Genomic DNA, 16140 nt, shown 5'->3' on the forward strand with positions numbered 1-16140 from the left:
GTGCCCAGCCAGGGCGCATGCGGCGTTGCAAATCCTCGCCGGGTGTCCAACCCGGCTGCGGTTTGCGCCTTGCCTGCATCCCTGGCTGGACACAACGCGACCCATTCCTGCAGTGTTGACAGGCCCTAACCCAGTTTGACGCCTATCAAGCCGGGCAAGATTCACCCCGCACTGTCCCCCATAGAGCCGAGGAAAGTGCGCTTCGGCTGGCGGATACTCCCGGCCATTGCACAAAAGCATCAATCGACGAGGAGCACGCCATGAGTTTGATGGACTTCATCAAGAAACAGTTCATTGACATCATCCAATGGACCGAAGACGGCGACGGCACCCTGGCCTGGCGCTTCCCCATCGCGGACATGGAAATCCAGTACGGCGGCTCGCTGACCGTGCGCGAATCGCAGCTCGCCGTCTTCGTCAACGAAGGCCAGGTGGCCGATGTCTTCGGCCCCGGCATGTACAAGCTGACGACCCAGACTCTGCCGGTGCTGACCTATCTGAAGAACTGGGACAAGCTGTTCCAGTCGCCCTTCAAGAGCGATGTCTACTTCTTCAGCACCCGCCAGCAGATCGACCAGCGCTGGGGCACGACCCAGCCGGTGACGATACGCGACAAGGACTTTGGCGCCATCCGCCTGCGCGCCTTCGGCAACTTCGCCTACCGGGTAGCCGACGCCAAGCTCTTCCACACCGAGATCTCCGGCACCCGCGAACGCTACACCGTGGCCGATCTGGACGGCCAGCTGCGCGGCCTGATGCTGCAACACATCAGCGACGCGGTGGCCCAGAGCGGCATCCCCTTCCTGGACCTGGCGGCCAACCAGATCGAGTTCGCCAAGCAGTTGCAGACGGCCACCGCGCCCGAGTTCGAGCGCCTGGGCCTGAAGCTGGAGAACGTGACCCTGCAAAGCGTCTCCCTGCCCGAGGAGCTGCAGAAGATCCTCGATCAAAAGATAGGCATGGGCATGATCGGCCAGGACATGGGCAAGTTCATGCAATACCAGACGGCGCAAGCCATCCCCAAGCTGGCCGAAGGCGTGGGCTCGGGCGGCGGCGTGGCCGGCGACGCCATGGGCCTGGGGGCAGGCCTGGCCATGGGCCAGGTGCTGGCGCAGCAGCTGGGCGCGGGCCTGGCTGGAGCGAACGCGGCGCCCGCCGCTGCAGCAGCAGCCCCGGCCGCGGCCAGCAGCGACGAGATCTTCGCCATGCTGGAGAAGCTGGGCGGCCTGGTTTCCAAAGGCATACTGACGGACGAAGAATTCGCCGCCAAAAAGGCGGAGCTGCTGAAGAAACTCACTTAATTGACCCCGCCGAATGAGGGCGGCCCACCGCCCTCCTCCCCCGTCCCATTGCCGAGCCAGCGCCGCTGGCAAGCCGCCTGCCCCAATTGCGGGGCGCCGCTGGAGTTCGCCTCCGCCGCCTCGGCCAGCGCCGTCTGCAGCTATTGCCGCAGCAGCCTGCTGCGCGAGGGCGAGGCCCTGCGCAAGATCGGCGAAAGCGCCGAGCTGATCGAGGACTACTCGCCCCTGCAGCTGGGCGCCTCGGGCCGCTATATGGGCGCAGGCTTCACGGTCGTGGGCCGGCTGCAACTGGGCTATGCCGACGGGCAATGGAACGAGTGGCATCTGCTGTTTGAGGCCAAGGCCCAAGCCGATCCTGCGCGCAGCGCCTGGCTGTCCGAGGACAACGGCAGCTTTGTGCTCGGCTTCGATGCCGCGCTGCCCATGGCGCCGCCGCAAGCGCATGAGCTGGTGCTGGGTGCCAGCCAGATCGTGGCCGGCCAGAACTGGCAGATCGCCGCCCTGACCCCGACGACCTTGCTGGCCGCCCAGGGCGAGCTGCCGCGCCCGCCCGAGCTGGCGCGCGAGTATCTGGTGGCCGAGCTGCGCAATGCACAGGACGAGGTCGGCACGCTGGACTACGGCCCGGCGCTGGCCGGCAAGCCGCCGCTGTGGTCGGTGGGCCGGGCCGTGCGCATCGCCGATCTGGCCATGCGCGGCCTGCGCGAGGACAGCAGCAAGACCTTGCAGGCCAAGTCCCTGGCCTGTCCCAGCTGCGGCGCCGCGCTGGCGCCCAAGCTGAGCACCAGCCTATCCATCGTCTGCGCGCAATGCCATACGGTGGTGGAGATCGCCACAAGCAATGCCGCCGGACTAGCCCATTACGAACAGGCCAAGGGCATGGAACCCCAGCTCAAGCTCGGCAGCCTGGGGCGGCTGGCCGTGGCGGGCGGCCCCAGCCTGCCCTGGCAGGTGCTGGGCTATCAGGAACGCTGCGATCTGCCCGACCCGAATGACGAGGACGCCGAGCAGACCTTCTGGCGCGAGTACCTGCTCTTCAACCAGAAGGAGGGCTTTGTCTTCCTGGTCGATAGCGAGGACGGCTGGAGCCTGGTACGACCACTGACCGGTGCACCGACGCAAAGCCGCAACCTGGGCGCCAGCATCGAGTGGAAGGGCAAGACCTTCCGCCGCCGCTATGCCCAGAGCTACACCGCCAAAACGACTTATGTGCTGGGCGAGTTCTACTGGCGGGTGTTGCGCGAGGAACGCGCCCTGGTCAGCGACTACGAATACCGCAGCGGCGGAAAACGGGAACTGCTCAGCCGCGAACAGACCGGCCGCGAGATCACCTGGAGCTGGGGCCGCAGCATGGACGCCAGCGAGGTGGCCCGCGCCTTCGGCCTGCCGCTGTCCGCTCACGCGGGCCTGCGCTCGGACGCCAGTTCCTTGAGCAGTGGCGGCTCCGGCAGCTGGCTGCGCAATCTCATCATCGGCCTCTTCATCTTTTTCATCCTGATCCTGATGATCAAGGCCATGAACGAAGATGATTGCGGCAGCTACCGCGACACCTATGGCGAGAACAGCGCCGAGTACGCGCAATGCAAGCGCAGCGGCGGTGCCCGCATCAGCTCGGGCGGCGGCGGGGGCGGCTCTTTCGGCGGCTTCGGCAGCAGCGGCGGCGGGCATAAATAGGCCCGCGCCATCAGCAGACATTCAAGCAAGGAGACTTCAACATGACTGGATTTGAATGGCTCAAGCCCGCCATCGTGCTGGGCTCCATCCTGTACGCCTTGATCGGCGTGCTGGTGTTCTGGATCAGCTTCATCGTCATCGACAAGCTGACGCCCTACAAGCTGTGGGAAGAAATCGTCGAACGCAAGAATATGGCCCTGGCCGTCGTCGTCGCGGCCATGTGCATCTCCATCGGCCAGATCGTGGCGGCGGCAATTCACGGCTGAGGGGCCAGGCCGACACGCAAGCGATTGAAACGAAGCGAGCGCTTTTGTCTCCACGTGTAAGAGTGTTAGGCAGTCGGCGGCCCAGCTTCCTACACTTCGCAGCCCTGCTGAACTTCGAACAACCATGGCCGCCCTGCAACGCCTCATCGCCTCCACCCTGATCGTTTCCTGCACCCTGATGAGCTTGCCCCAGCAAGCCCAGGCTGCCATCGTCCCCACCGAGGCCTTGCTGGCCAGCACCGCCGCCAACACGGCCACCGACCCTGCCGCCGCGCGTGAACGCGTCCAGAGCTTTCTGAGCCGTGAAGACGTGCGCGCCACCCTGGTCCAACAAGGCGTCGACGCCGATGCCGCCGCGGGTCGCGTGGCCGCCATGTCGGACGCCGAAGTCGCGCAACTGGCCGGCCGCATTGATCAAGCCCCCGCAGGCGGCGATATTCTGGGCCTGGTCTTCACCGTCTTCATCGTGCTGCTGGTCACCGACATCCTGGGCCTGACCAAGGTCTTCCCCTTCACCCGCTCGGTGCGTTGAAGGCCTCGCGCCTGGCGGGCCTGTTGGTGCTGGCCGCCAGCCTGGGCCTGGCCGGCTGCGTGGCCCTGCCGGTGCAGGAGCTGCAAAGCCACTGGCCCGCCCAATTGCCCGCCCGCGCCCTGCTGAGCCAAACGCCTTTTATCGCCCAACAAGAGTTTGAATGCGGCCCGGCCGCCCTGGCCATGCTGATGCAGGCCGCCGGCCTGCAGATCGAGGCCGAGCAACTGGCGCCACAAGTCTTTGTGCCCGGCCGCCAAGGCTCGCTGCAAGTCGAGATGCGGGTGGCCGCGCGCCGTCAAGGCCTGCCCGCCTATCTGCTGGCACCCAAGCTGGAGGCCGTGCTGCAAGAGGTGGCCGCGGGCCATCCGGTGCTGGTGTTTCAGAATCTCGCTCTACCCATCTATCCGGTCTGGCATTACGCCGTGCTGATCGGTTACGACCGCGAGCGCGGCACGGTGACCCTGCATTCGGGCAGGACGGCGGCGCTGGAGATGTCGCTCTCGGCCTTCGAGCGCACCTGGGCGCGCGGCGGGCATTGGGCCATGCTGGCACTCCCACCCGAGCGCCTGCCCGCCACCGCCGATGCGGTCAGCGCGGGTCAGGCCATCGCCGCGCTGGAGCGCCTGCAGCCGCGGCCCGCGGCGCTGGCCTATGCCCAGGCCCTGCGGCGCTGGCCCGACGACCTGCTGCTACAAATGGGCGCAGGCAATAGCGCTTACGCGCTGGGTGATCTGGCCGCGGCCGAGACGGCCTACCGGGCCGCCACCCAGGTCCATCCGCAGGCCGCGGACGCCTGGAACAATCTGGCCCAGGTGCTGTGGGAGCAGGGCAAAAAAGAAGCGGCCGCCCAAGCCATCGTCCAGGCCACAAGGCTGGGCGGCCCCAGATTGGCCAGCTACCAGGCCCTGGCGCAACAAATCAAAGGGGACTGAAGGCCGGGCCCGAAAAACGCGCTCGCTCCATTCTTTGCAAGAATAGCGGCCGAATCTTTGCAGCCCCAAGGTTTCCATGACACCGCCTCGCCCCCCGGACATCCATCCCTGCCAGCAGTGCGGCGCCTGCTGTGCCTTCTTCAGGGTCTCTTTCTACTGGGCCGAGGCAGCCGATCTGCCGCCCGAGCTGGTCGAGAAAATAAGCCCCCATCTGAGCTGCATGAGCGGCAGCAACCAGGCGCGGCCGCGCTGCCGGGCCTTGAGCGGCGAGGTGGGCGGGCCGGTCAGCTGCGGGGTCTATGCCCAAAGGCCCAGCACCTGCCGGGACGTGCAGGCCGGCGACGAGCAATGCGCCAAGGCCCGCGCCGGGCATGGGCTGCCGCGCCTGAGCCCGGCCGAACCCAGCTGCGTTAACCTGCCGGCATGAGCCTCACGACACCAACCGAACACCTGCAGAAAAACACCGCCGCGAGCATCTCGCTGCACGAGTTGCTGCTGCTGGCCAGCGTCTTCGTGGTGGCGGCCTGCGGCCTGGTCTATGAGCTGGCCGCCGGTGCCCTGGCCAGTTATCTGCTCGGCGACTCCATCCTGCAGTTCTCCACCATCATCGGCAGCTATCTCTTCGCCATGGGTCTGGGCTCCTGGCTGAGCCGCTATCTGGAACGGCAGCTGATCGCGCAATTCCTCAAGATCGAGCTGCTGGTCGGCCTGATAGGCGGCCTGATGCCGGCCGCCCTGTTCGCCGCCCACAGCCTCTTGCCGCCCGGCCAGCAAACCACCTTCCGGGTCCTGCTCTATGCCCTGGTGCTGCTGGTGGGCGCCCTGGTGGGCCTGGAGATTCCCCTGGTCATGCGCATACTGAAGAAGTACTTCAAGCAGCGCTATGCCTTGCGCGACCTGGTCTCCCAGGTGCTGACCTTTGACTACCTCGGCGCCCTGGTCGTGGCCCTGGCCTTCCCCCTGCTGCTGGTGCCGCATCTGGGCCTGGTGCGCACCGGCCTGTTCTTCGGCCTGCTGAACGCCTTCGTGGCTGTGTGGGCGCTCTACCTCTTCCGCCACGAGCTGCGCGCCCTCAAAAGCCATGCGCTGGCCTGCGGGCTGACCATCGCCACCCTGTCCCTGGCCATGTTTTACGCCGATCATCTGAGCACCTGGGCCGAGGACCGCTTCTACGGCGAGCACATCGTCGTGCGCGAAAGCAGCGACTACCAGCGCGTCGTCGTCACCGCGGGCAATGCCGGCGTGCGCCTGTTCCTGAACGGCAATCTGCAGTTCCACTCCAGGGACGAATACCGTTATCACGAGGCCCTGGTCCACCCCGCCATGGCCGGCCACGGCGCGCCCAAAAAGGTGCTGGTGCTGGGCGGCGGCGACGGCATGGCGGTGCGTGAAGTGCTGCGTTATGCCAGCGTGGAAAGCGTCACCCTGGTCGAGCTGGACCCGCATATGACGCGGCTGTTCGCCACCCTGCCCCTGCTGCGCCGGCTCAACCAGGACGCCTTGCTCAGCCCCAGACTCAAGATCGTCAACGCCGATGCCTTTGGCTGGCTGGAGCAAAGCAAGGAGGTCTTTGACGTCATCGTCATCGACTTCCCCGACCCCAGCAATTTCGCACTCGGCAAGCTCTACACCAGCAGCTTCTACCAGTTGGTGGATCAGCATCTGAGCGCTGGCGGCTATGCCGTCGTGCAGACCACCTCGCCCCTGATCGCGCGGCGCAGCTTCTGGACCGTGGTCACCACGGTGGAGGCCGTGGGCCTCAGTACCACGCCCTATCACGCCCATGTGCCCAGCTTCGGTGAGTGGGGCTTTGTGCTGGCCTCGCGCCGGCCTTGGGCGCCGCCGCGCAGCCTGCCGGCAGGCCTGCGCTTTTTGACCCTGGACGGCATCCCCGCCCTGCTCAACTTCCCGCCCGATATGGCGCGCCTGCCCACCGAGGTCAACCGCCTCTCCAACCAGGCCTTGGTGCATGAGTTCGAGACCGAGTGGGGCAAGGTGCATTGAAATAAATAAAGAGTCAACCACAGAGTCACAGAGCCACAGAGAAATGCGGGATCGACTTGAAAAGACGTGAGCTACTCAGCCTCGCGGCAGCGACCACGCTGCTGGGTGCCTGCGATGCGGCGAGACCTGAATTGCAAGGTGGCTGGGTCGGCGCCAGCGATGAGCGCGGCCACCGCCTGCGCCAGCCCCTGCCCCTGCCCCAGGGCCTGGCCGGCGGTACGCCCAAGCGCTGCCACACCCTCATCATCGGCGCCGGGGTGTCGGGTCTTGCCTGCGCGCGCACGCTCAAGCGCTCAGGTCTGGACGACTTCGCCCTGCTGGAGCTGGAAGACCAGGCCGGTGGCAATAGCCGCGGGCACCAGATGGCAGGCATGGCCTGCCCGCTGGGAGCCCACTACCTGCCCCTGCCGGGCAAGGACTCGCCCGAGGTCTATCGTCTGCTGGAAGATCTGGGCCTGGTGAGGCAAGAGCTGGGCCGGGCGGTGTTTGATGAGCGCCATCTCTGCCACAGCCCGCAAGAGCGCCTGTTCTTCGAGGGCCAGTGGCATGAAGGCCTGCTGCCCCCGGCACTCAAACCCGAGACCCGCAAGCAATACCTGGGCTTTGCCGCAGCCGTCAGGCGGGCGCAAAAAGAGCTGGGCTTTGCCATGCCCACACACCGAGCGCCCTGGACGGCGGGCCACCAGGCCCTGGACGCCCAGACCTTCGCCAACTGGCTGGAGCACCAGGGTCTGAACGACAGCCAGCTGCGCTGGTATCTGGACTATTGCTGCCGCGACGACTTTGGCGCCCCGGCAGGCGAGGTCTCCGCCTGGGCCGGCCTGCACTACTTCGCCAGCCGGCACGGCTTCCACCCGCCGGGGGACGAGACCCAGGAACGCGAAGCCGTGCTGACCTGGCCGCAAGGCAATGCCTTTCTGACCCAGCAGATGGCGGCCGAGCTCGGCCCGCATCTGCACTGCGGCCGCAGCGTCCTGAAGATCGAGGGCGGCAGCGGCAAGCAAGGCTTTGAGGTCTGGGCCTGGAACGAGGCGCAGCAAGAAGCCGAGCGCTGGCAAGCCCGCCAACTGGTGCTGGCCACGCCCCTCTTCATCGCGCAAAAACTGCTGGGGCGAGGCGTGTCAGCAGCCCTGGACGATGCCGCCAAGCTGATGAGTTATGCACCTTGGCTGGTGGCCAATCTGCAAACCCGCGGGCCGCTGATGCAACGCGTGGGCGCCGCACCCAGCTGGGACAATGTGGTCTACGGCAGCGCCGCCCTGGGCTATGTGGACGCCACACACCAGAGCCTGCGGCCCGACCAAGGCGCCACCGTGCTGACGGCCTACTGGGCCTTGCCCGCAAGCCAGCGCGCCTCTTTGCTGAAGGACAGCTGGCAGCAATGGAGCACGCGTGTTCTGCAGGAACTCGCCACCGTCCACCCGGACCTGGGCGAGCAATTGCAAGCCGTGGCCCTGATGCGCTGGGGCCATGCCATGAGCATCCCGCGCCCCGGCGTGCGCGGCGCACCCGCCTTGCGGGCCTTGGCCAACTCGCAGACCGGCCGACCAGACCTGCACTTCGCGCATGCGGATCTGTCCGCCTATTCGGTGTTTGAAGAGGCTTACACGCACGGGGCCAAGCTGGCAGGCCGTTTGCGACGGGGCTGAGGCAGGCCGCTTGCATTTGGAGGTAACTTTTACCCTCACCCGACTGCGGGCTCTGCACAACAGACGAGAACACCATCGGCGAAGGCTCTAACGCACTGAAGCTGAAGATCAGCCAAATCAATATCGGCGCGCACTACAGCTTCTGACACAGCGCCAAGCTGAGTTAAAACCGCGCAGGAGCTGAGCGGGCTCACAGCAGGGTCCGCGGGCCCGATCAAAGGGGAAGGTGTTGAACACATCCCCCTTTTTGCTTGATAAGCCCGCTTGGGAGCACCCTGTGGACTTCGATCGATGCGGCGGCCCAGCGCGTTATCTGCTGGGAGATTCTTCCAACGACGTGCTGGCGGGGCCGGCCAAAACCAAGGCCCGGCCCAGCCTCAAACCGCCGTCTCGCCGCCGCGCATGAGGCGCTGACGCAGGGCCTGGCTAGGCGCGAAGGCCGCGATCAAGCACTCCAACAAGGCCTCGGCCTTGGCGCTATTGTCCTGGCCCAGATTGCAGACATAGACGTCCAGCGTCACGCCGCCCAGCTCGGGCCAGGTGTGCACGGCCAGATGCGATTCGGCCAGCAGGACGACGCCGGTGATACCGCTCTGGCTCTCGCTCGGCGCCGGCGTGAATCGGTGGAAGAGCTCACCGACGGGGCTCAAGCCCGCGCGCTCCACCGCCGCCAGGCACAGCCCGCGCAAGGCCTCGGGCGACAGCAGCAAGGGGCTGCGCGCCGCGCAGCCCCGCAGATCGGCGGTGAGATGCAGGCCTTGCACGCGAAAGCTGCTTGAGCTCAGCCGCCCGTCACGGGCGGGAAGAAGGCCAGCTCGGCATCGGCCGAGATCATGGTTTCTTCATTGCACAAGCTCTGATTGAGCGCGCAGCGCAGGGCACGTGTGCGCGCCAGGGCCTGGCCGTGGGCCTCGGAGCGCTGCAGCAGCAGATCACGCACCTGGCCGACGGTCTGGGCCATCTCAAGCACCAGGCTTTCGCCCGCGCCCAGTTGTTCGCGCAGAGAGGCGAAATAGCGCAGCTGGATTTGGATACTCATCAGGACAGCAACTCGCTGAAAGGAATGAAGCGCACGGTCTCGCCGCGGCTGAAGCTGTGGCCGGCCGGGTTGTCCAGCAGTCCATCGGCCCAGACGGCCGAGCTGAGCACGCCCGAGCTTTGGTTGGCGAACAAGTCCAGGCCGCCCTGCTCGTTCAGGCGCACGCGCAGGAATTCGCGCCGGCGGTCGGCCCGCGGCCAGTCGAAATCGGCCCGCAACCGATAGCCACGTGGCGCCAGTTGATTCGCTCCCTGCAGGCGCAGAATCACCGGCCGCACCAGCAGCATGAAAGTCACCAGGCTGGAGACCGGATTGCCCGGCAGGCCGATGAACCAGGCCTTCTCGCCGGCAGCCGGGCGGCGCACTTCGCCGAAAGCCAGGGGCTTGCCGGGCTTGATGGCGATCTGCCAGAGGTCCAGCCGCCCCTCGGCCTGCACGGCGGGGCGCAGATGGTCTTCCTCGCCGACCGAGACACCGCCCGAGGTGATGATGAGATCGGCCCGGGCCGCCGCATCGCGCAGAGCGGCGCGGGTGGCGTCCAGACGGTCGGGGACGATGCCCAGATCCACCACCTCGCAGCCCAGGCCTTGCAGCAGGGCACGCAAGGTGTAGCGGTTGGAGTTGTAGATGGCACCGGGTTTGAGCGGTTCGCCGGGCATCACCAGCTCATCGCCGGTGGAGAACAAGGCCACGCGGGGCCGAGTGCTAACGGTCAAATGCGCTGCACCCACGGTGGCGGCCAAGCCCAGGGCCGCAGCATCCAGGCGAGTACCGGCGGGCAGGACGACGGCGCCCTGGGCCACATCCTCGCCGCGGCGGCGTATCCATTGCCCGGCCTGCGGCGCCGCGTTGACGCGCACCTGGCCCAGGCCCTGCTCCGCGGGCAGGGCCTCGCATTGCTCCTGCATCACGACGACATCGGCGCCCGGCGGGATCTGCGCGCCGGTGAAGATGCGCGCGGCCGTGCCCGGCATCAACGGATGGCCGACCGTGCCGGCGGGCACCCGCTGCGACACCGGCAAGACCGTGCAGTCCACGCTCACATCGGCGGCGCGCAAGGCATAGCCGTCCATGCTGCTGTTGTCGGCCGGTGGCACGTCCAGCAGAGAGCGCACCTCGTCAGCCAACACCCGGCCCAGGGCCTCCTGCGTGGGCAGGGTTTGCGTCTGCGCCAAGGGCTGGACGGCCTCCAGCAGCCGGCCCAAGGCCTCATCCAGACTCTGCATGGGTGAGCGTGCTTCAGACATGGGCTTGCACAAAAGCCTTCACGGCGGCCACGTCCACGGGCATCACGGTCACGCGCTTGGGCAAGGCCTCGATGGCCTCCAGGCCCGCAGGGCGAGCGGGCTCGACGCCAATCGCCTCCACGATGGTGGCCGCGAACTTGGCCGGCAAAGCCGTCTCCAACACCAACATGGGCAGGCCGGGCTGCAGGTTTTGCAAGGCCACCTTCAGGCCGTCGGCGGTGTGGGTGTCGATGATGAGGCCGTAGTCCTTGTAGGCCTGGCGAATCGTGGCCAGGCGGTCGGCATGGCGGCTGGAACCCGAGACAAAGCCATAGCCCTGGATCGCCGCAAACTGCTCGGCGTTCAGCTGGAAACGACCCTGCTCGGCCAGGCCCGCGCCAAACATCTGCTTGACCCGGGCGCCGTCGCGGCCCAGCAGATCGAAGACAAAGCGCTCGAAATTGCTGGCCTTGGAGATGTCCATCGAGGGGCTGGAGGTCTCGTGCGTTTCGGCACTGCCACGCACGCGGTAAACGCCGCTGCGGAAGAACTCGTCCAGCACATCGTTCTCGTTGGTGGCCACCACCAGCTGGGCGACGGGCAGGCCCATCATGCGGGCCACATGGCCGGCGCAGACATTGCCGAAATTGCCCGAGGGCACGGTGAAGCTGACCTGCTCTTCATTCGAGCGCGTGGCCTGGAAGTAACCCGCAAAATAGTAGACCACCTGGGCCAGCAGACGGGCCCAGTTGATGGAGTTGACCGTGCCAATCTTGTATTGCCGCTTGAACTCGAGGTCATTGCTGACGGCCTTGACGATGTCCTGGCAGTCGTCGAACACGCCCTCGATGGCGATATTGTGGATATTCGCGTCCTGCAGGCTGAACATCTGCGCCTGCTGGAAGGGGCTCATGCGGCCGTGCGGGCTGAGCATGAAGACGCTCACGCCGGCCTTGCCGCGCATGGCGTATTCGGCCGCGCTGCCGGTGTCGCCCGAGGTGGCGCCCAGGATGTTGAGGGTCTCGCCGCGCCGGCCCAGCTCGTATTCGAAGAGCTGGCCCAGCAGCTGCATGGCCATGTCCTTGAAGGCCAGGGTCGGGCCGTTGGAGAGGGCTTGCAGGTAGAGATCGCTACCGAGCGATTTAAGCGGCGTGATCGCGGGCGTGCCGAAGACCTCGGCCGTGTAAGTGCGGCGGGTGATGGCGCGCAGGTCCTCGGCCGGGATGTCGTCGATGTACAGCGACAGGATCTCGAAGGCCAGATCGGCGTAGGCCACGCCGCGCCAGCGAATCAGGGTGGCGTCGTCGATCTTGGGATAGCTGACCGGGAGGTAGAGGCCGCCGTCCGGCGCTAAACCTTCCAGCAGAATTTCGCAGAAGCGTCTCTCGGTCTGGTCGCCGCGGGTGCTGATGTACTTCATGCTAGGTCTTCCTTGCGGATGCGCACGATGGGCGCCAGCACGGTGGGCAGGCCTTGCATCTGGGCCAGGGCCTTGTTCATGCGGCCTTCCACGGTTTCATGGGTCAGGATGATGAGGTCGGTCTGCTTCTCGCCATCGGCGGACTCGCGCTGCAGCATGCCGTCAATCGAAATATCGTGCTCGGCCAGGATGGTGGTGATGCGCGAGAGCACGCCCGCCTCGTCCGCCACCCGCATGCGCAGGTAGTAGCCCGAAATCACGTCTTCCATCGGCAGGATGGGGGTATTGCTGATCGCATCGGGCTGGAAGGCCAGGTGCGGCACACGGTGGTCGGGGTCGGCCGTGGCCAGGCGGGTGATGTCCACCAGATCGGCCACCACGGCCGAGGCGGTGGGCTCGGCGCCCGCACCCTTGCCGTAGTAAAGCGTGGTGCCCACGGCATCGCCCTGTACCAGCACGGCGTTCATGGCGCCCTCCACATTGGCGATCAGGCGGTTGGCGGGCACCAGGGTCGGGTGCACACGCAGCTCGATGCCATTCTCACGCCGGCGGGTGTGGCCCAGCAGCTTGATGCGATAACCCAGTTGTTCGGCGTACCTGATGTCGGCCGCCTGCAGCTGGGTGATGCCTTCCACATAGGCCTTGTCGAACTGCACCGGCACGCCGAAGGCGATGGCGCTCATCAGGGTCAGCTTGTGGGCGGCGTCCACGCCTTCGATGTCAAAGGTCGGGTCGGCCTCGGCATAGCCCAGGCGCTGGGCTTCCTTCAGCACCACGTCGAAGTCCAGGCCCTTGGCCTTCATCTCAGACAGGATGAAATTGGTCGTGCCGTTGATGATGCCGGCGATCCACTCGATGCGGTTGGCCGTCAGGCCCTCGCGCAAGGCCTTGATGATGGGGATGCCACCGGCCACCGCCGCCTCGAAGGCCACCATCACGCCCTTGGCGCGTGCGGCTTCAAAAATCTCGGTGCCATGCACGGCCAGCAAGGCCTTGTTGGCCGTCACCACATGCTTGCCCTGGGCGATGGCGGCCAGCACCAATTCACGAGCCAGGCCGCAGCCGCCAATGGTCTCGACGACGATATCGATCTCGGGGTTGTTGATGATGGCATAGGGGTCGGCGGTCACGACAGCCGCATCGCCCACCACGGCCCTGGCCGCAGCCACATCGCGGCGGCACACCATGCTGACCTCGATACCACGGCCGGCACGGCCGCGGATCTCGGCCTGATTGCGCTGCAGCACATGGAAGGTGCCACTGCCCACGGTGCCTATGCCCAACAAGCCAACTTTGATCGCGTTCATGGGAATTCTTCTCTAAGGTTCAATTCAGGTGGAGGGGTCAGCCGGCCAACTCAGCTGCCGTGGCGCTTGCGGTAATGCGCCAGAAAGCGTTCGATGCGGCCGATCGCTTCACGCAAATCGTCCACATTGGGCAGGAAGACCAGTCGGAAATGATCGGGGGCCGTCCAGTTGAAGCCCGTCCCTTGGACGATCAACACCTTTTCCTCGGCCAGCAATTCGTAGGCGAATTGCTGGTCGTCCTCGATCGGGTAGATCTTGGGGTCCAGGCGCGGGAACATATAGAGCGCGGCTTTGGGCTTGACGACGCTGACACCGGGGATCTGGTTCAGCAAGTCATAGGCCAGGTCGCGCTGGCGGCACAGGCGACCCGTGGGGGCCACCAGGTCCTTGATGCTTTGATAGCCGCCCAAGGCGGTCTGAATGGCCAACTGGCCCGGCGTGTTGGAGCACAGACGCAGGCTGGCCAGCATATTGAGGCCATCGATATAGTCTTTGGCGTGGCGCTTCTCGCCCGAGACCACCATCCAGCCGGCGCGGTAGCCGCAGGAGCGGTAATTCTTGGACAGGCCGTTGAAGGTGACGAACAAAACGTCGTCGGCCAGGCTGGCCATGCTGACGTGAATATTGCCGTCATACAGCGTCTTGTCGTAGATCTCGTCGGCAAACACGATCAGCTGATGCTGGCGGGCCAGCTCGATGATGTCCAGCAAGACCTGGGTGGGATAGAGGGCGCCGGTGGGGTTGTTGGGATTGCAGACGATGATGCCGCGGGTGCGCGGCGTGATCTTGGCGCGAATGTCCTCGATATCCGGCGTCCAGCCGGACTGCTCGTCGCAGCGGTAATGCACCGGCCGGCCGCCGCTCAAGCCCACGACGGCGGTGTAGAGCGGGAAGTCGGGCGAGGGGATCAGCAGCTCGTCACCGTCGTTGAGCAAGGCCTGCATGCTCATCTGGATCAGCTCGGATGCGCCGTTACCCAGATAGACGTCGTCAATCGTGACGCCGCGGATCTGCTTCTCCTGGCAGTAATGCACCACCGCCTTGCGCGGGGCGAACAAGCCCTTGGAGTCGGTGTAGCCGGCCGCGGCGGGCAGATTGCGGATCATGTCCTGCACGATCTCGTCGGGCGGCTCCAGTCCGAAGGCGGCGACATTGCCGATATTGAGCTTGATGATCTTCTGGCCCTCTTCCTCCATCTGCCTGGCCTTGTCCAGAACGGGTCCACGAATGTCGTAGCTGACATTGGCAAGCTTGGCGGACTTGGCTATCGGTTTCAAAGCATGGACTCCTGGGCGGGGGCTGAAGAGGCGGTTTTCCGGCAGAACTGGGGGCAAGAAAGACCGGGCTGCGGCAATGCTGCGCTGCAAAAACATACAATTTAATCACAGGGTAGCAGGCCCCGCTGCGGGCCCAAGCCCCGGCCCGGCCGCCCCTGCCGCCATCGGCCCTCCCTCAGCCTCCAGAAGAGAGCGCCAGTTGGCGCGTTTTACCCATGAAATTCCAGCTCGATGAGCCGCAAGGCGGCAATAGCATTTCCCGCCACGACGGACGCAATGTCTGGGTCAACGGCACACAGCACAGCGCCAGCCTGCTGGTGCCCTGGCGCGGTGAGGTGCAGGCCTGGTCACTGGCCCGTTTCGAGGATTTGACCGAAGCCCACTTTGAACAGGTGCTGGCCTGCAAGCCGGAATTGGTGATCTTTGGCAGCGGCAGCCGCATCCGCTTCGCCAAGCCGGCGCTCTACCAGAGCCTGATCCAGGCGCGCATCGGTGTGGAGACCATGGATTTGGCGGCCGCCTGTCGCACATACAACGTGCTGGCCAGCGAGGGACGCACGGTCTTGGCCGCACTTTTGATCGAATCAGACGGCGCCGCCTGAAGTAAGGCCTGTCACAGGCCAAAGTCAATCACCTAAAGGGGCAGAGTGTTGGCACCTGTTCACGCCAAGTCCGTGCGCTAGGCGGCGAATTCTGAGGGCCTCTCCGTTCAACGTATAATCTGCGGCTATGCCTACCCGGGCGCATCATACCCATAACGCCACATGACGCCAGCGCTCAACAAACCTCTCCCGGAAATTGAAGCCCTCGCCACCGGAGGCGTGAAGTTCACACCACATACCTATTCAGGTCAAGCCGTGGTGTTGTACTTCTACCCAAAGGACAACACGCCAGGATGTACCACGGAGGCGATGCAGTTCCGCGATCGCCACAAGGACTTCGTCAAAGCCGGTGCGGTGGTGTTGGGTGTCTCCCGTGACAATATGGCCTCGCACGAAAAGTTCAAGCAGACGCTGGAACTGCCTTTCGAGCTGATCGCCGACACGGAAGAAAAGCTCTGCCATATGTTTGGCGTGGTCAAGAACAAGATCATGTACGGCAAGAAGGTCAAGGGCATCGAACGCTCCACCTTCCTGATCGACGCCTCCGGCGTGCTGCGTGCCGAATGGCGCGGCATCAAGGTCGCCGGCCATGTGGACGAAGTGCTGAAGGCCGTCAAATCCCTGTCCAAAAAGGAAGCCGCTTAATTGCAGCCCTGCGTCGGCAGTGCCAGACCCAAAGTTTGAACAGTAGCAAAAGCCGATCCGGTCCAAGGCCGGGATCGGCTTTTTTTATGCTCGACCCGTCGCGCTGTTGCTTGAAAGACTCGCTCCGGCGAGTCCCTGGGGCGCCACGGCGCTTTGTGCATAATGAGCCCATGCCCGAGCGCCGCGAAGCCAAAGAAATCAAAAAGCCGTACAGCTGTCTGTACGGCTTTTGTCTTTTTGCACGCGGGTTTCCTTCTCTCGACCTC

General features: G+C 65.4%; 16 protein-coding genes. 10 read left to right on the plus strand and 6 right to left on the minus strand.

Annotation, left to right across the window (positions count from 1 at the left end; all coding sequences use genetic code 11):
* Nucleotides 1-260: 260 nt before the first annotated feature.
* From HNP55_RS02375 to HNP55_RS02410, 8 genes are all read left to right on the plus strand, one after another.
* On the plus strand, nt 261-1301 hold the full coding sequence (locus tag HNP55_RS02375) for an SPFH domain-containing protein (protein ID WP_184295786.1): 1041 nt from the start codon (nt 261-263) through the stop codon (nt 1299-1301).
* Between the two features lie 48 nt (nt 1302-1349).
* On the plus strand, nt 1350-2975 hold the full coding sequence (locus tag HNP55_RS02380; RefSeq protein ID WP_184295788.1) for a DUF4178 domain-containing protein: 1626 nt from the start codon (nt 1350-1352) through the stop codon (nt 2973-2975).
* A 41-nt stretch (nt 2976-3016) separates the two neighbouring features.
* Nucleotides 3017-3241 (plus strand): DUF350 domain-containing protein, encoded by a 225-nt coding sequence (locus HNP55_RS02385; RefSeq protein ID WP_124446269.1) that lies wholly within the window; start codon nt 3017-3019, stop codon nt 3239-3241.
* A gap of 124 nt (nt 3242-3365) precedes the next feature.
* Nucleotides 3366-3773: a PA2779 family protein gene (locus HNP55_RS02390; protein WP_184295790.1), complete on the plus strand. Its 408-nt coding sequence runs from the start codon at nt 3366-3368 to the stop codon at nt 3771-3773.
* Nucleotides 3770-4705: a PA2778 family cysteine peptidase gene (locus HNP55_RS02395; RefSeq protein WP_184295792.1), complete on the plus strand. Its 936-nt coding sequence runs from the start codon at nt 3770-3772 to the stop codon at nt 4703-4705. Before HNP55_RS02390 ends, HNP55_RS02395 begins: the two co-directional genes overlap by 4 nt.
* Nucleotides 4706-4781: 76 nt before the next feature.
* The gene (locus tag HNP55_RS02400) at nt 4782-5132 is read left to right on the plus strand and encodes a YkgJ family cysteine cluster protein (RefSeq protein WP_184295794.1); all 351 of its coding nucleotides are present in this window, start codon (nt 4782-4784) and stop codon (nt 5130-5132) included.
* Nucleotides 5129-6709, plus strand: a complete 1581-nt coding sequence (locus tag HNP55_RS02405; RefSeq protein WP_184295796.1) for a polyamine aminopropyltransferase — start codon at nt 5129-5131, stop codon at nt 6707-6709. The genes HNP55_RS02400 and HNP55_RS02405 overlap by 4 nt, the downstream gene beginning before the upstream one ends.
* Nucleotides 6710-6765: 56 nt before the next feature.
* Complete coding sequence (locus HNP55_RS02410) at nt 6766-8358, plus strand: flavin monoamine oxidase family protein (protein ID WP_184295799.1); 1593 nt, start codon at nt 6766-6768, stop codon at nt 8356-8358.
* Nucleotides 8359-8735: 377 nt separating this feature from the next.
* Here HNP55_RS02410 and speD read toward each other — a convergent pair whose 3' ends face one another.
* From speD to HNP55_RS02440, 6 genes are read right to left on the minus strand one after another with little or no spacing between them, the layout of a single operon-like run.
* Nucleotides 8736-9122, minus strand: a complete 387-nt coding sequence (speD, locus tag HNP55_RS02415; protein ID WP_184295801.1) for an adenosylmethionine decarboxylase — start codon at nt 9120-9122, stop codon at nt 8736-8738.
* A 17-nt stretch (nt 9123-9139) separates the two neighbouring features.
* Nucleotides 9140-9397, minus strand: a complete 258-nt coding sequence (locus tag HNP55_RS02420) for a MoaD/ThiS family protein (protein WP_221439427.1) — start codon at nt 9395-9397, stop codon at nt 9140-9142.
* Complete coding sequence (gene glp, locus HNP55_RS02425; RefSeq protein WP_184295803.1) at nt 9397-10644, minus strand: gephyrin-like molybdotransferase Glp; 1248 nt, start codon at nt 10642-10644, stop codon at nt 9397-9399. The genes HNP55_RS02420 and glp overlap by 1 nt, the downstream gene beginning before the upstream one ends.
* On the minus strand, nt 10637-12043 hold the full coding sequence (gene thrC, locus HNP55_RS02430; RefSeq protein ID WP_184295805.1) for a threonine synthase: 1407 nt from the start codon (nt 12041-12043) through the stop codon (nt 10637-10639). Before thrC ends, glp begins: the two co-directional genes overlap by 8 nt.
* Nucleotides 12040-13350 (minus strand): homoserine dehydrogenase, encoded by a 1311-nt coding sequence (locus HNP55_RS02435; RefSeq protein ID WP_184295807.1) that lies wholly within the window; start codon nt 13348-13350, stop codon nt 12040-12042. The genes thrC and HNP55_RS02435 overlap by 4 nt, the downstream gene beginning before the upstream one ends.
* Nucleotides 13351-13400: 50 nt before the next feature.
* On the minus strand, nt 13401-14627 hold the full coding sequence (locus tag HNP55_RS02440; RefSeq protein WP_184295809.1) for a pyridoxal phosphate-dependent aminotransferase: 1227 nt from the start codon (nt 14625-14627) through the stop codon (nt 13401-13403).
* A gap of 215 nt (nt 14628-14842) precedes the next feature.
* On the opposite strand from HNP55_RS02440, the gene HNP55_RS02445 reads away from it, so the two are divergent.
* Nucleotides 14843-15229, plus strand: coding sequence for an Mth938-like domain-containing protein (locus tag HNP55_RS02445; protein WP_184295811.1), 387 nt, complete (start codon nt 14843-14845; stop codon nt 15227-15229).
* 162 nt (nt 15230-15391) lie between these two features.
* Nucleotides 15392-15874: a peroxiredoxin gene (locus tag HNP55_RS02450; RefSeq protein ID WP_184295813.1), complete on the plus strand. Its 483-nt coding sequence runs from the start codon at nt 15392-15394 to the stop codon at nt 15872-15874.
* Nucleotides 15875-16140 lie beyond the last annotated feature (266 nt).

It is taken from the genome of Roseateles oligotrophus (assembly GCF_014204525.1).
GTDB lineage: Bacteria > Pseudomonadota > Gammaproteobacteria > Burkholderiales > Burkholderiaceae_C > Paucibacter_A > Paucibacter_A oligotrophus_A.

Excerpts from the sequence above, each read along its gene's own strand:
- HNP55_RS02375 (WP_184295786.1), top strand. The coding sequence starts at position 261 with ATGAGTTTGATGGACTTCATCAAGAAACAGTTCATTGACATCATCCAA.
- HNP55_RS02385 (WP_124446269.1), top strand. The coding sequence starts at position 3,017 with ATGACTGGATTTGAATGGCTCAAGCCCGCCATCGTGCTGGGCTCCATC.
- HNP55_RS02390 (WP_184295790.1), top strand. The coding sequence starts at position 3,366 with ATGGCCGCCCTGCAACGCCTCATCGCCTCCACCCTGATCGTTTCCTGC.
- HNP55_RS02400 (WP_184295794.1), top strand. The coding sequence starts at position 4,782 with ATGACACCGCCTCGCCCCCCGGACATCCATCCCTGCCAGCAGTGCGGC.
- HNP55_RS02405 (WP_184295796.1), top strand. The coding sequence starts at position 5,129 with ATGAGCCTCACGACACCAACCGAACACCTGCAGAAAAACACCGCCGCG.
- HNP55_RS02420 (WP_221439427.1), bottom strand. The coding sequence starts at position 9,397 with ATGAGTATCCAAATCCAGCTGCGCTATTTCGCCTCTCTGCGCGAACAA.
- glp (WP_184295803.1), bottom strand. The coding sequence starts at position 10,644 with ATGTCTGAAGCACGCTCACCCATGCAGAGTCTGGATGAGGCCTTGGGC.
- thrC (WP_184295805.1), bottom strand. The coding sequence starts at position 12,043 with ATGAAGTACATCAGCACCCGCGGCGACCAGACCGAGAGACGCTTCTGC.
- HNP55_RS02435 (WP_184295807.1), bottom strand. The coding sequence starts at position 13,350 with ATGAACGCGATCAAAGTTGGCTTGTTGGGCATAGGCACCGTGGGCAGT.
- HNP55_RS02445 (WP_184295811.1), top strand. The coding sequence starts at position 14,843 with ATGAAATTCCAGCTCGATGAGCCGCAAGGCGGCAATAGCATTTCCCGC.
- HNP55_RS02450 (WP_184295813.1), top strand. The coding sequence starts at position 15,392 with ATGACGCCAGCGCTCAACAAACCTCTCCCGGAAATTGAAGCCCTCGCC.